Here is a 14,697-nt window from a genome sequence, read left to right as displayed (position 1 = left end):
CGTGGAAAGACGAAATATTGGTGTTATTGACATTGGCTCAAATAGTGTCCATCTGGTGATTGGCGAATACTATAATAATGAATATTTTCAAATTATAGATGATGTAAAGGTGAACGTTCGCTTAAACGACGGACTGGAAGAAACGGGAGAGCTCCAACAGGATCGAATGGACTTTGGCATTGAAACCCTCAGTATGTTTGTTAGCATGTGTAAGGCTTATCATATTAAAAAGGTCATTGCAGTGGCAACGGCAGCGGTTCGAAAAGCAACGAACGGAGCCGAATATGTGGCACGAATCAAGGCCGAAGTGGGACTGGAAGTAACCATCATCCCCGGTGAGGTTGAGGCCTCCATGGATTATCTGGGGGCGATCAATACGTTGGACATTAAGGATGCTCTGCTCATGGACATCGGCGGTGGCAGCACCGAGTTTGTTCTCATTAAAGGTCGAAAAAAAGTGGACACCGTCAGTCTGCCCTTCGGGTCCATTGATTTGGCTGAAAAATTTGATTTGACAGATGAGGTTACAGATAAAAAACTTAAGGCTTTGGATGAATTTTTAAAAGAAGCTTTCAACGAGATGCCAATACTGAAAAAAGCCGCTGGTTTGCCAGTCATCGGCGTGGGCGGAACCATTCGCAATGTTGGTCGGATTCATCGTAGCTTTGTTGATTATCCACTAGAAATCGCCCATAACTATCGGATGAAATCAAATGACGTGAAACGGATCTGTGAAATGGCCGCCGGCATGAATTTAGCGGAGCGGTCGAATCTTAAAGGTTTGTCAAAAGGCCGGATCGATATTTTTGTGGGTTCCAGCCATACCCTGGAACGGGTTATGAAACACATCGATTCACCCGAATTGATTATCAGTAATGCCGGTTTGCGGGACGGTATTATCTATGATTATTTTGGTTATAACGAAGACAATCTGGTTTATGATATTTTTGAACTGTCGCTGGTTAATATTATGCTTAACTTTAATGTAAACATTCCCCATGCGTATCATGTTCTTAAACTCGCAGAAAATCTGTTTGAACAGCTAAAACCGCTACATAACATTAAAGGGGATGTGCGTAAAATGATTCGCGCCAGTGCGATGCTCCATGATGTGGGGATTAAGCTACAATTTGGAAACCATCATGAACATAGTTTTTATATTATCTTAAACTCAGGTCTTTTGGGGATTGAGCAAAAAGAATTACTGATGAGTGCGTTTATTGCCCTCAATCATCGCACCAATAAAAAGATTCAGATTTCGGAAGAATACTTCGGATTGCTTCAAGATAATGAGCGGCATCTCATTGATCAGCTGAGTCTATTTCTGCAGATATCGGAGTATCTGGACCGCAGCATGGATGGGGTAGTAAAAGACGTGAATTGTGTTATTATGGAAAAAGAAGTCCAGCTTAATGTACTGACAACGGGTCATTCGGTATTTGATAACATGATTGTCAATGAATGTGGTAAAAAATTTAAGCGGGTGTTTAACAAAACGTTGACGATTAATAATAAGGTCATTATTTCAAAACGATAAAAAAGCCACCAATTATTCCGAGTGAAGAATTGGTGGCTTTTTTTATCAGATTGCTATTTATTACGATGGCTCTTGCCAAGATAAGCTTCTTTAATGCTTTCGTCAGCCAAAAGTTCTTTACCGGAACCTTCTTTCGTGATTTTTCCAGTTTCCAGTACATAGGCATAATCGGCTACTCGCAGCGCCATATTGGCATTTTGTTCGATTAAGAGAATCGTCATTCCTTCTTTATTCAAGGTTTCGATGATATCAAAAATACCTTGAACAATCAGCGGAGCAAGTCCCAGCGAAGGTTCATCCATCATTAGTAGTTTTGGCCGACTCATCATCGCCCGCCCAACTGCCAGCATTTGCTGCTCGCCACCAGATAAGGTTCCGGCGTGTTGCCAGGAACGTTCTTCCAACCGGGGAAACAAACCGTAGATTCTCTGGATATCCTCATCCAAATTGTCTTTGCGCATATAAGCACCAATTTTTAAATTTTCCAGAACTGTCAGATCGGGGAATACATGTCGGCCTTCCGGTACCAGGGTGATGCCTTTATCGACAACTTTTGTAGTGTCCAGACCCAGAAGTTCGTCACCGTGATAGGTAATACTCCCAGCCTTTGATTTAACCAGATTGACGATGGCACGGAGAGTGGTACTTTTTCCAGCACCGTTCGCTCCAATCAGTGTTACAATTTTACCTTCCGGCACTTCCAGATCAATGCCTTTTACCGCTTCAATTCCGCCATAAGCGACTTGCAAATTACTAATCTTCAACATCGGCGTCTACCCCCAAGTATGCTTCAATAACCTTTGGATCATTTTGAACCTCGTCAGGCGTTCCTTTAGCGATGGTACAGCCAAAATCCAAGACATAGATATGATCAGAAATTTCCATAACCAGATCCATATGATGCTCAATCATAAAAATGGTCAGATCAAAATCAGTTTTCAATTTAAAAATCAGGGCCGTCAATTCGTCTGTTTCCTGGGGGTTCATCCCCGCAGCTGGTTCATCCAAAAGAAGCAGTTGCGGTTTGGTTGCCAAGGCTCGGGCGATTTCCAGATGCCGTTGTTGTCCATAGGGCAGGGAAGAGGCTTTTTCGTTTTTCAGATCGATGAGTCCCAGTCGCTCCAGTAAGAATTCACAATCGGCCTTAGCCTGACGTTCGCCCTTTTTTGCTTTCGGTGCTCTGAGTATCGCGGAAAGAAAGCTATAATTCGCATTGACATGGGTAGCCACTAGGACGTTTTCAAGAACGGTGAGTTCTTTAAACAGCCGGATATTCTGAAAGGTTCGGGCAATGCCCAGGCCAGCTATTTTATCGGGTTTTTTTCCGGTAATATCAATCTCGGCGGCGTTGTCCGTTTTATCTGTTGGGGTAAAAAAAACCTTCCCATTGGTGGGGGTATAAACACCGGTGATGACATTAAAGGCGGTAGTTTTACCGGCGCCATTGGGTCCGATCAAAGCGGCCAATTCGCCTTTTTTGATATCAATGTTTAAGTCATTGACGGCGACTACACCGCCAAATTGCATGATGACATTTTCTGTTCTTAGAAGACTCATTAATTGCCACCTCCTTCAGTTGAGGTCTTTTTTTTGCTTAGTTTTTTCTTGATTACCCGGTATTTTTCTGCAATGAAATCCCAGGTGAGCTCATTGGTACCCATTAAGCCCTTTCGGTAGAAGAGGACGATGACCATCAGTAGGAATGAGAAAACAACCATTCTTAGTCCCGGTCTGAAGATGGGCAGATCCAGGCCGAAGGCCATCGGTTCATCCAGAAAACGCAGGGCTTCCTGACCCAAGGTGACGACAAAGCTGGCAATGATGGTTCCAGAGATACTACCCATGCCACCAAGAACAATGATTAGCAAAAAGTTGTATGTCAGGATAAAATAAAATTGTTTGGGGTCAACCGTTCCCAGTAGGGCAGCAAATAATCCGCCGCCGATGCCGGTGAAAAACGCACCAATCAGAAATGAGGTCATCTTTGTTTTAAAGAGTGCTACGCCCATCGCTTCGGCAGCTATTTCGTCTTCACGGATGGATTTAAATGCCCGCCCGTAGGTTGAGTTAATCAGCAGGATCGTTGCAATGATGATAATGATCGCAATCCCATAAGTCCACCAGAGACTACTGATGGTCGGAATGCTCTTAATGCCCAGTGCACCATTGGTAATAGACTGAGTATTGGTGAATATGATTCGGATAATTTCAGAAAAACCAAGGGTAGCAATGGCCAGGTAATCACCTCGGAGTCGCAAGCAAGGTGAGCCAATGAAAAAGGCCGCTACAGCCGAAGCCAGACCACCCAGAATCAAAGCGACAATAAAGGGTAATTCAATATTGGCTAGAAATGGTACCATCGGCTCAAGATAGAAAATTGCTGCTCGCGACTCGATGGGAACGGTAAAGACCGCTACAGTATAGGCGCCAATGGCCATAAAACCGGCCTGTCCCAATGAAAATTGTCCGGTAAAACCGTTGACCAGATTCATCGCTAAACTGACGATGACATAAATCGCGCATAAATTAAGTAACCGCCGCACATAGGAATCAACAAAATTGTCGGCTAAACCGATCCCAATTAGCAGCACCACCAAAAATACGGCTGTTTTCCAGTGAAGTTTTAAGTAGGCACCGATGTTGTTTTGAGTTTCTTTCATTTCTGGTACCTCCCCTAAACCTTTTCCACATGTTTCTTACCAAGAAGACCATTGGGAAGAAACAGTAGAATAATTATCAAGATGACAAATGCGATGGCGTCCCGGTAACCAGTAAGCGCTGGAAAAAAGGCGACCATCAGAACCTCGGAAAAGCCCAGGATCAGACCGCCAAGCACGGCCCCCTTGACGTTGCCGATGCCACCAATGACGGCAGCAATAAAGCATTTAAGTCCAGGGACAACACCCATGAGGGGTAACACCGATGGGTATTTCATACACCATAGAATAGCGCCGACCGCAGCAAGGGCAGAGCCGATTGCAAAGGTTGAAGAAATAACCCCATTGATCTTAATTCCCATGAGTTTGGCGGTGTCATAATCAACAGCCACAGCCCGCATGGCCATGCCAACTTTCGTTTTATTAATGATAAAAAGTAGTGCAGACATCAGGACAAACGCGACAATTGGAATAACGATAGAAACCGGCTGAAAGGACAAACCACCGATAAAAAAAGGTGTTGTCATTAATGGGAATTCAGGAAAAGCCTGTGGTTTTCCTGAAAACAGGTAGGTGGCAACATTTTCAAGTAAAAATGAAACCCCGATTGCTGAAATCAAAAGTGATGTTTTGGGTGCTTCCCGCAGAGGGCGATAGGCGACCCGCTCGATGGTGACTCCCAGTAACATGGTTAAACCAATCGTGATAATAAACGTGACATACCAGGGAAGAACAAAAACTGCAATCCCAAAATATGTGAAATAGGCAGCCATCATAAAGATATCGCCATGGGCAAAGTTGATCAGTCTCAGGATGCCATAAACCATGGTATAGCCTATGGCAATTAAGGCATACAAACTTCCCACTGATAAACCATTGATAAGTTGCTGTAAGAATGTTTCCATTGTCATTCCAACGACCATAATTAAAACCTCGTTATATCATTTAATTTAAATTGAGGGTATCTGATAACAAATACCCTCAATGTTTGTTCCGTGTGAAAAGGGCGCGCAGCAGAAATATCGTTCTGTTTCAATAGTACGCGCCTTTGCGTAGATAAAGAGAGTCATGGTAGCCATGCTCTCCTTATGATTATTGTGTGGTTGAGATTAGTCGATTGTTACAGAATCAAGGTAGGTGAAGATACCATCTTTAACAGTTTTGATGATCGCTTCGTTTTTAGTTGCATCACCGTTTTCGTCAATGGTAATCATCCCGGTAGCGCCTTCAAAGTCTGCTGTTTTAGCTAAGGCGTCACGAATCGCAACAGGATCAGCAGATCCGGCGCGTTCGATGGCATCCAGAGTCATCATGTATCCATCATAGCCAAGCGCTGTTACAGCGGCAATATTATCACGGTCCGGATAGGTCTTTTTATATTCAGCAACAAATGTTTTTCCTGCTTCAGTCAGTGGGTTGGTATCGTCGAAGAAGGTTGACATAACAGCGCCTTCAACATCAGCACCACCAACGGTAATAAATTCATTTGTTTCCCAGGTATCACCACCGATAAATGGCGCAGTGATGCCTAACGCACGGGCTTGTTTGATGATCAATGCCGATTCGGTGAAGTTACCAGGTGCAAAAATAACATCAGGGTTTGAAGCTTTGATATTTGTTAAGATGCCATTGAAGTCCTGGTCGTTGGTGTTATAGTTACCAGTTGCCACGATGGCATTGGGATCACCACTTAATTGAACAAATGAATCGGTGAAGAATTTAGCCAAACCGACAGAATAGTCATTGGATACTTCCTGGATGATGGCAACTTTTTTAGCGTTTAGATTTTTGTACGCATAGTTAGCCATGACAGTCCCCTGGAAAGGATCAAGGAAACAAACGCGGAAATAGTAATCATTTCCGGCGGTTACCTGTGGATTGGTAGCTGAAAGTGCTACAGCAGGTATCTGGTTGGTTTTAACAACATCCCCAGCAGCGATGGAGAGTGAAGAACCCCAGGAACCCAGGATTGCAACAACCTTGTCTTTTTCAATTAATCGGGCGGCGGCAGTGGTCGCTTCGGCTTTGTCTGATTTGTTATCAGCAATGACCAGCTCAACTTTTTTGCCCAATACTTCGGGACGTAATTGGTTAGCCAATTCAACCCCTTCAACTTCCAATTCTCCACCGGCAGCATTTGCACCAGTTAAGGGTTCGAACACGCCAATTTTAATGACATCACTATCCTCTGAAGAAGTGGTTGTTCCTCCTGAACAACCAGCGGCCATGGTGACAACCAAGGCAAGAGACAACAACACGGATAAAGTTTTTTTCATGGTAAAGTCCTCCTTTTTCTTTTTTCCTAATTTTTACCTGTGGCTATTATACCAAAGGTTACACTTTTATTGCAAGTTTATATTAAGAAATGTTTGAAGGATACGGACACTTGTTTTAATCACGCTGATTCCAGAATCCTGCGTGAGACGCATCAGCACGCTAACGTGATGAATTAAAGCGTGGTCTTTTTTCCTGGCAAGAGTCCGTAATCAGATGACACCGTCACATTGATCGTGTTTATCGATGATAAAGCAAATTTAAATGTGAGTACCAGTCCACATCAATCAAAGATAGACCCTCTCGGGTCATCCGGAAAACCCAGTTGTTTTTTATTGTTCCGGGTTCGTTCATCCGGGTATCACTACCATATCCACACACATCTTGAATCGGCAGGATCACTAAATTAGCGGCGCTCTGAAAAAGCGTGCGAATAAAGGCTCGACAGGAAGGGCTGTGGTGGCCGCCGATCTGCCATTGATTTTCCCAGGCGTCGGTATAACCACAATAATCAAAGGCATATTGCCGGTTTTTTGGAAAATAGTCAAAAAATGTGCCCAGCAGGGTATTGTTATCATGGGTACCTGAGTAGGCAACCGTATTAGTGGTATAATTGTGCGGTAGATGGATATTATTATCGTCATCAATAAAAGCAAACTCCATAATTCGCATGCCGGGAAATCCGGTATCATCTAACAGCTTGACCAGGTCATGGTCCTGCAAACCAAGGTCCTCGGCAATAATTCCGGGATTGGGAAAGGACATCTTCAGCTGACTGAAAAAATCCATCGCTGGGCCGGGAACCCAACGACCATTTCGGGCTGTTTTTTCACGTGCTGGTACCGACCAATAAGCAGAAAAGCCGCGAAAGTGATCAATTCGGACCTTGTCAAAGTTAGTTAGCGCTTTTTTTATCCGTAGCATCCACCAGGCATAGTGGTTTTTTTTCATCACATCCCAGCGATACAATGGATTGCCCCAAAGCTGACCGTCTTTGCAAAAATAGTCCGGTGGGACGCCAGCGACTTCAGTGGGACAGCCCCTTTTATCGAGGAGAAAAAGTTCAGGATGACACCATACATCAGCACTGGTATGGGCGACATAAATCGGCATGTCCCCGATGATTTGGATACCCCTGGTATTGGCGTAGGTCTTAAGTGTCGACCATTGTCGGTCATAAGCATATTGCAGAAAGCTTTGAAAACTGATTTCTTCATGATAGCGATGTCGGGCCAAAGCAAGGGCGTCGGGCGTGCGTCTGACCAGATCCTGATTATTCCACTTGGTCCAGTCTTCTTCTAAGAAATGCTGGGAAAGAACCGTGTACAGAGAAAAATCTGGAAGCCAGTCTTGATTGGCATCACTGTAGTCTTGGATGTCTTTTTTTAATTGGTCAGATAATCGTGTATAGGCAAGTTTGAAGACAGTTTGACGGTTGCGAATGAGGTTGGGATAATAAATAGAATAGGGCGGGTCGGCAGAGCGGCTAGCGCTCAGCTCATTCGCGGTTAATAAACCCCAATCCGATAGAAGCTCCAAATCGATCAAAAAGGGATTTCCGGCAAAAGCCGAGGTGCTTTTATAAGGCGAGAAACAGGCGTCCACAGGACCGACCGGCAGAATTTGCCAATAGGTACAGCCCATTGCCTGGAGGCGGTCGATAAAGCTGCGGGCCTCTTGCCCGAGAGTTCCGATGCCGTAGTCGCCGGGTAAGGCCGAAACTGGCATCAGAACACCGCTGGAACGCGATTTTAATGACATATTATCCCTCTTGTTCTTTAGAATCAGTACGATGATCCAAGATGGACTGTAGATCTTCCGGGGAGAAGGAATATTTTTCTTTACAGAAATCACAATTGACTTCAATATCCTCCTGGTCGGAGATCATCTCGATAAGATCGTTCTTTCCAATGGATGTCAGCGCTTTGGTGATCCGTTGACGGGAACAATCGCAGATAAAACGGGTAATCTCAGTTTTAGAAATCTTTAAACTAAGGTCTTTAAATAAATCGTCCATGATGGCTTCCAGCGTTTTTCCTTCATCCAGAAGTTTGGTCAAGGATGGTGTATCAGACAGAGCCACTTCGAGGGCATCGATGACCTCATCATCAGTGTTTGGCATTAATTGAATAATAAATCCACCCGCTTGCCGGACGGTGCCATCGTCGTTTAATAAAACACCTAAAGAAACCGAGGTGGGAATCTGTTCAGATTGAGCATAGTAATAGGTTAGATCTTCGGCAAGCTCACCACTGACCAGCGGCGAATAACCAACATAGGGCTCTTTGAGGCCGATATCTTTTAAAATGTTCAAGGTGCCTTCGCCAATAGCTTCGGATACAGGCATGGACGCTTCAAGGGTATCTAAAAGGTCGTTGACATAGGGATAACCCTTCACATTGCCTTTAGCATCGGCAGTCACCAGTAAGCCGCTTATGGGGCCATCGCCGGCGATTTTTAAGGTGATCAGTTCATCGGCATTTTTCATCATCGAACCCATCAGAGAACCAGCGGTGAGCAATCGGCCCAGCGCCTTTGTAACCACTGGGCTGGTTTGGTGAAGTTTCCGGGCTGTTTCGGCGAGCCCCCCTGTTGTTGCCGCAAAGACCCGAATCTGTCCGTTTCCTGCGGTGGCTTTTAATACATAGTCCGGCATAGTTTACCTCTTTATTTTTTATTTGAAGATGTTATTTATGATAGGTTTCCCCACGGATTATTTTAAATGAGCGGTAAATCTGTTCCAGAAGCATCACCCGAAACAACTGATGGGGAAAGGTCATTTTGGAAAAAGAGCATTTCCATTGTGAGCGATTGGTGATCGCCGGGGAAAGTCCGATAGACCCTCCGATAACAAAGGTGATTTGACTTTTTCCCTGGATCCCAAAGTTTTCAATTTTTTTAGCAAAAGATAACGAATCGAGTTGATCGGCCTGTATTTCCAGGGTGGCCAGAATTTCCTCGTCCTTTAAATAGGAAAGAATTCGGCTACTCTCTATTTCCACCGCCTTTCGCCTCTGCGCTTCACTGGCATTTTCCGGAATTTTTTCATCTTTAACTTCGATGATTTCCAGACGGCAATAGCCATTCAAACGCTTTGCATATTCCAAGATGGCCAGGGTTAAGAATTTTTCTTTAATTTTTCCAACAGCAATAATACGAATATTCATCTCACTTAGAGAGCGTAAACAACAAGAATACTAAGAATAAGCGCAGCGACTAAAACCAGTGCGCCAATACGGTAGATGGGATTTTTTTTGTGCATGGGTTCCTCCTTTATCTTAAAAAAATTAAATTTAAGATTGAAATTTTGTCTATTCTAGTTTACAATAGATGAGGTACAATTGCAAGCTATAACGGGGTGTGGCTCAGCTTGGTAGAGCGCATGGTTCGGGATCATGAGGCCGGAGGTTCGAATCCTCTCACTCCGACCAGTTTTGGCATGATAAGGCAATCGCTTCGCGGTTGCCTTTTTGTTTTTTTGACTGGGATCTTTTAATGATTGGCATTATCCATCGTGATGTTTTGATATACGGCCTGGGCCGCCCGACAGAAATCACTTGGACTTAGTTTTAGCTGCAGCCCAACTTTACCGCCGCTGATGTAGATTTTATCTAGCTCTTTGGCGGTGTCGTTGATGACGGTTTTAAACTGTTTTTTCATGCCAATGGCAGTACAACCACCTCGGACATAGCCGGTGATCGCAGTCAGATCTTTTAGATGAATCATCGCTACCGACTTTTCGCCAACCGCTTTGGCGGCTTTTTTCATGTCCAGTTCCTTGTCGATGGGGATGACAAAGACAAAATAACGCTTGCTCTTTCCTTCGGTCACCAGGGTCTTATAGACCTGTTCATAAGGCAAATCTAACAGGTCCGCAGTCTGCAGGCCATCCACAAACTCATTGCATTGATAACTTTGATGGGTATAATCAATTTTTAATTTATCCAAAATGCGCATCGCATTGGTTTTAATATCTTTCTGTTTAGCCAATTATTTCTCCTTCTAGTGACTTTACGGGTACGTAAAAATTTATAGGTGTTACACAAGTGTTAAATATTTTTCGGTTTAAACCATTTTACCAGAAAGTATTAATTTTTGTTATTTTTATCAAAAAGATTGTATTTAAAAAGGATGTCGCAGATTACAACATCCTTTTAACGTCCACTTGTATTGCCATATTTTAAGGTATACTAGATTAAACCTACCAGATCAAGACTTGGCTTTAAGGTTTCTGCTCCTGGTTTCCATTTTGCCGGGCAAACCTGGTCGCCGTGCTCGGCCACAAATTGTGAGGCTTGTACACGTCTAAATAGTTCATCGGCATTTCGACCAACATTGCCTGCAAGTACTTCATAGGCGACAATTTTTCCTTCGGGATTAATAATAAAGCTCCCGCGCTCAGCCAGCCCAACTTCTTCGATCATCACATCAAAATCTCGGGCAATCACACCGGTTGGATCAGCTAACATCGGGTACTTGATTTTTTGAATGGTTTTTGATGCGTCATGCCATGCTTTATGAACAAAATGCGTGTCGCAGGAAACCGAATAGATTTCGCATCCGATTTTTTTGAATTCTTCATATTTGTTGGCTAAATCTTCGAGCTCGGTAGGGCAAACAAAGGTAAAATCAGCTGGATAGAAAAAGAAGACCGACCATTTTCCTAAGATATCTTCTTTCTTCACTTCTTTGAATTCATTTTCCGCAAAGGCTTGAACAGTAAAATCCGCAACTTCTTTTCCGATTAATGACATAATAAAATCCTCCTGTTAATTGTATTGATTACGCAATTGCTTGTGTTTAGTTATGTATGCCTAACTTGATGTTATATTAGCACAAATGTAGTTGTAACGCAAGAGTAAATTATAATAATTCTAATATAAAATTCATTTCAAGCTGACTTGTAAAAAGACTCGCTAAAACTGGTTGGTAGATAGTAAGTCAACAATTATCTAAACATTGACTAAGGATGTCTGATTATTACAGCAGTGTTTTTAAAATCCTTTTTTGTATTCACTTCTCAGGTTTATAGATGCATAAAGCGGGTATCTAGGAAGCAATGATTGTTTTTGATAATTGAGACGACTTAAATTTCTAAAACGATTATTGACAAAAAAATTAAGAGTTGAGGTGAATCGTATGAATAAGAGAATGAAAGCAGGGATTGGTTTAATCCTGTTAATAGGTACTTTAATTATTAATAGTCTGGGTGCTTTCGGATTTTTTAATGGATTAACACAAAAAGATGTTTCAGATCAATACGCAACGTTGATTACCCCGGCACCATTTACGTTTAGTATCTGGAGTGTCATTTATATATTGTTGATTGCAGCTGCGGTAGTAACGATCATCAAGAGTAAGGAACCCTACTATGAAAAAACAATCGATGGTATCAGTTATCTATTTTGGTTTTCAAGTATTTTAAATATGCTCTGGATCATTTGCTTTTCTTTTACCTTTATTGGACTATCAGTAATTGTGATTTTAGCTTTTTCCATTACACTGAGCCTGATTCTCAAAGAGATAACAAAAATTCAAACGGGTAATCATTGGCTCATACCAGCAGCTTTTGGCATGTATACCGGATGGCTTCTGATTGCAAGCGTCGTCAATACAGCAGCCTGGCTGGTGAAGATCCAGTGGCAAGGCTTTGGCATTTTACCTGAATATTGGGGAATCATAATGATCATGGTTGCGGTAGCGTTGACGGTGGTGGTTACACTAACCACCACAAATGCACTCATTCCAATTCCCGTGGCATGGGGTTATTTCGGAATTTATCAGTCATTAATGGCGATGAACGGGGGGCAGGGAACGCATCAATTCCTGGCGATATCAACCCTGGTGGGAATGGTTTGTCTGGTTGTGATGGCAGGGATTCAGTTTTATTCGAATCGTTATCGAGTGATGCCGGAAGTGCCCTGAATTTAAGGTGATACCTTCTATAAAAACAGCCGAGCGAAAGCATCCTTTCGTCCGGCTGTTTTTTTAAAAGGGTGATGTTATAATTTTTAATACACTAAAAGAATCAAACCTCTTTAACGGCGGTAAGTGGTTGTCCCTGTTTTTTTTGCATTGCCGGTTTTTTAAAAAGCAGATAAAGAAGCACGGCAATCATTAAAATTGCGACAATGGTACCAAAGCCAAAGCCGTTACCAGTGAAAAATAAACCGACTTGATATACAATCAGAGAAATCACATAAGCAAATACAGTTTGATAGCCGACGGCGATCAACGTCCATTTGGCATTTCCCATTTCACGATGGATGGCGCCAATGGCAGCAAAACAAGGTGCACAAAGCAGATTAAAGATCAGGAAAGAAAAGGCGGCTAGCTGGCTGAGGGACAATTGCAGCATTGGCCAGAGCTCGGCACCATCTTCAGCAACTTCGGCAAAGCCAAATAATACACCAAAGGTACTAACGACAGTTTCCTTGGCAATCAGGCCGGTAATGGTTGCGACTGTGAATTCCCAACTGCCAAACCCAAGCGGTGTAAAGATCGGAGCGATGATCATGCCAATGGAAGCGAGGATGGAGTCTCCGGTATCCACCATTTCCAGTGTCCAGTTAAATGAACTGAGAAACCAGATTGCGATACTGGCGACAAAAATAACAGTTCCGGCTTTTTTGATAAAGGATTTGCCGCGTTCCCACATATGAATCAAAACACCTTTAACGCCCGGAACATGGTAAATCGGCAACTCCATAATAAAGGGAGCGGGATCGCCGGAGAATCCACGGGTTTTCTTTAAAATGATACCAGAGATAATAATTGCTGCAACACCGATAAAATAAGCTGATGGTGCAACCCATACTGATCCAGGGAAGAGCGCACCAGCGATTAGGGCAATAATGGGTAATTTTGCTGAACAGGGAATAAAAGAGGTGGTCATAATCGTCATCTTGCGATCCCGTTCGTTCTCAATGGTTCGTGAGGCCATGATACCAGGAACACTGCAGCCAGTGCCAATGAGTAATGGAATAAACGATTTTCCGGAAAGTCCGAATTTTCGAAAAACCCGATCCATAATAAAGGCGACTCGGGCCATGTAACCACAATCTTCCAGAATAGCAAGAAAAAGAAAAAGAACAAACATTTGCGGTACAAATCCAAGGACGGCACCAACCCCGCCAATAATGCCATCAAGAATAAGGGAGTTTAACCAATCCGCAGTGCCAATTGACAAAAGAAAGCCTTCAACTCCCGGAGGAATGATTTCACCGAAAAGAACATCATTGGTCCAATCGGTAGCCCAGGCACCAACTGTCGAGACGGAGACATAATACATCAGAAACATAATTCCGGCAAAAATGGGAAGGGCAAGGAACCGATTTGTGACGATCCGATCAATCTTGTCAGAGGTGGTCATGCCAGTGCTGGCTTTCTTCTTTATTGTGTCTGAAACAATCCGACCAATGGCCTGATAACGTTCAAAGGTAATGATGCTCTCACTATCGTCGTCCATGCTTTCTTCACACGCTTCAGTGAGGGCGGTTATCTTTTTAAGCGCAGAATCCGGCAGGTTTAGTTGTTCAATCGCTTTCTCATCCCGTTCAAAGAGCTTGATTGCATAGAAATCGGCGTGCTCCACCGGCTTGCTCTCAAGGATTGTAGATTCAATCTGCTTAAGCGTTTCTGAAACCTCGGTCGAAAAGAGCTGAAGTGGTGTTGGCTTTTGCTTTGCTTTGGCAAGGGCGATGGCTTTTTGCGCAACTTCGACACATCCTTCGCTTTTAACAGCAGAAGTCTCGATGACCTCACAGCCCAACCGCTTAGCGAGGGCTTTAAGATTGATAATGTCCCCTTTTTTTCGGATGATGTCGGTCATATTCAAGGCTAGAATCATAGGGATTCCCATTTCCAGTAGTTGGGTGGTCAAGTATAAATTACGCTCAATATTGCTGCTGTCAACAATATTGATAATGGCATCAGGTTTTTCATTGAGTAAATAATTTCTGGAAATAACTTCTTCCAGCGTATAGGGGGACAGGGAGTAAATTCCCGGTAAATCAACGATTTCGACATCGCTGTGGTTTTTAAGCTTTCCGGACTTCTTTTCTACGGTCACTCCTGGCCAGTTTCCGACATACTGGGAACTTCCGGTGAGGGCATTAAACATGGTTGTTTTACCGCAGTTGGGGTTTCCAACTAATGCTATTTTTAGATTCATAGGTTCTCCTTTTAATTGGTAGTTTTAACTAACAGTTTAGCTAAAAAATTGACAGC

General features: G+C 43.2%; 13 protein-coding genes and 1 tRNA gene. 3 read left to right on the top strand and 11 right to left on the bottom strand.

All coding sequences use genetic code 11. The features are described 5' to 3' along the window. The first annotated feature begins 1 nt into the window (after position 1). Complete coding sequence (locus tag ACIZ62_RS11380; protein WP_414150179.1) at positions 2-1,537, top strand: exopolyphosphatase; 1,536 nt, start codon at positions 2-4, stop codon at positions 1,535-1,537. A gap of 53 nt (positions 1,538-1,590) precedes the next feature. On the opposite strand, the gene ACIZ62_RS11375 is transcribed toward ACIZ62_RS11380, so the two are convergent. The 8 genes from ACIZ62_RS11375 to rlmH form a co-directional block, all read right to left on the bottom strand. Further along, the gene (locus ACIZ62_RS11375) at positions 1,591-2,304 is read right to left on the bottom strand and encodes an ABC transporter ATP-binding protein (RefSeq protein ID WP_111886539.1); all 714 of its coding nucleotides are present in this window, start codon (positions 2,302-2,304) and stop codon (positions 1,591-1,593) included. Beyond that, complete coding sequence (locus ACIZ62_RS11370; RefSeq protein WP_111886540.1) at positions 2,291-3,094, bottom strand: ABC transporter ATP-binding protein; 804 nt, start codon at positions 3,092-3,094, stop codon at positions 2,291-2,293. The genes ACIZ62_RS11375 and ACIZ62_RS11370 overlap by 14 nt, the downstream gene beginning before the upstream one ends. Then, positions 3,094-4,197 (bottom strand): branched-chain amino acid ABC transporter permease, encoded by a 1,104-nt coding sequence (locus tag ACIZ62_RS11365; RefSeq protein ID WP_111886541.1) that lies wholly within the window; start codon positions 4,195-4,197, stop codon positions 3,094-3,096. Before ACIZ62_RS11365 ends, ACIZ62_RS11370 begins: the two co-directional genes overlap by 1 nt. 14 nt (positions 4,198-4,211) lie before the next feature. Then, positions 4,212-5,105 (bottom strand): branched-chain amino acid ABC transporter permease, encoded by an 894-nt coding sequence (locus ACIZ62_RS11360; RefSeq protein ID WP_111889645.1) that lies wholly within the window; start codon positions 5,103-5,105, stop codon positions 4,212-4,214. Between the two features lie 198 nt (positions 5,106-5,303). Continuing rightward, the gene (locus ACIZ62_RS11355) at positions 5,304-6,470 is read right to left on the bottom strand and encodes an ABC transporter substrate-binding protein (protein ID WP_111886542.1); all 1,167 of its coding nucleotides are present in this window, start codon (positions 6,468-6,470) and stop codon (positions 5,304-5,306) included. Between the two features lie 238 nt (positions 6,471-6,708). After that, positions 6,709-8,229: a 4-alpha-glucanotransferase gene (malQ, locus tag ACIZ62_RS11350; protein ID WP_111886543.1), complete on the bottom strand. Its 1,521-nt coding sequence runs from the start codon at positions 8,227-8,229 to the stop codon at positions 6,709-6,711. A 1-nt stretch (position 8,230) separates the two neighbouring features. After that, entirely contained in the window at positions 8,231-9,124 is an 894-nt protein-coding gene (hslO, locus tag ACIZ62_RS11345) for an Hsp33 family molecular chaperone HslO (RefSeq protein WP_111886544.1), read from the bottom strand. Positions 9,125-9,155: 31 nt separating this feature from the next. Continuing rightward, positions 9,156-9,635, bottom strand: coding sequence for a 23S rRNA (pseudouridine(1915)-N(3))-methyltransferase RlmH (rlmH, locus tag ACIZ62_RS11340; protein ID WP_111886545.1), 480 nt, complete (start codon positions 9,633-9,635; stop codon positions 9,156-9,158). A 187-nt stretch (positions 9,636-9,822) separates the two neighbouring features. On the opposite strand from rlmH, the gene ACIZ62_RS11335 reads away from it, so the two are divergent. Continuing rightward, positions 9,823-9,899: transfer RNA gene (locus tag ACIZ62_RS11335), tRNA-Pro, on the top strand. Positions 9,900-9,960: 61 nt separating this feature from the next. Here the strand turns inward: ACIZ62_RS11335 and ybaK are convergent. Together ybaK and ahpC are read right to left on the bottom strand one after the other, a co-directional pair. Next, positions 9,961-10,458: a Cys-tRNA(Pro) deacylase gene (ybaK, locus tag ACIZ62_RS11330; RefSeq protein ID WP_111886546.1), complete on the bottom strand. Its 498-nt coding sequence runs from the start codon at positions 10,456-10,458 to the stop codon at positions 9,961-9,963. A gap of 200 nt (positions 10,459-10,658) precedes the next feature. Next, positions 10,659-11,222, bottom strand: a complete 564-nt coding sequence (ahpC, locus tag ACIZ62_RS11325) for an alkyl hydroperoxide reductase subunit C (RefSeq protein WP_111886547.1) — start codon at positions 11,220-11,222, stop codon at positions 10,659-10,661. Positions 11,223-11,607: 385 nt separating this feature from the next. On the opposite strand from ahpC, the gene ACIZ62_RS11320 reads away from it, so the two are divergent. Next, positions 11,608-12,393: a TspO/MBR family protein gene (locus ACIZ62_RS11320; RefSeq protein WP_414150178.1), complete on the top strand. Its 786-nt coding sequence runs from the start codon at positions 11,608-11,610 to the stop codon at positions 12,391-12,393. Positions 12,394-12,496: 103 nt separating this feature from the next. Here ACIZ62_RS11320 and feoB read toward each other — a convergent pair whose 3' ends face one another. Continuing rightward, a complete protein-coding gene (gene feoB / locus ACIZ62_RS11315; protein ID WP_111886549.1) occupies positions 12,497-14,641 on the bottom strand; it encodes a ferrous iron transport protein B in 2,145 nt (714 codons plus the stop codon). Positions 14,642-14,697 lie beyond the last annotated feature (56 nt).

Source organism: Acetobacterium carbinolicum, assembly GCF_047456275.1.
In the GTDB taxonomy this organism is placed as follows: Bacteria; Bacillota; Clostridia; order Eubacteriales; family Eubacteriaceae; genus Acetobacterium; species Acetobacterium carbinolicum.
Note: the sequence above shows the minus strand (reverse complement) of the source record. Positions and strands in the feature narration are given on the sequence as shown.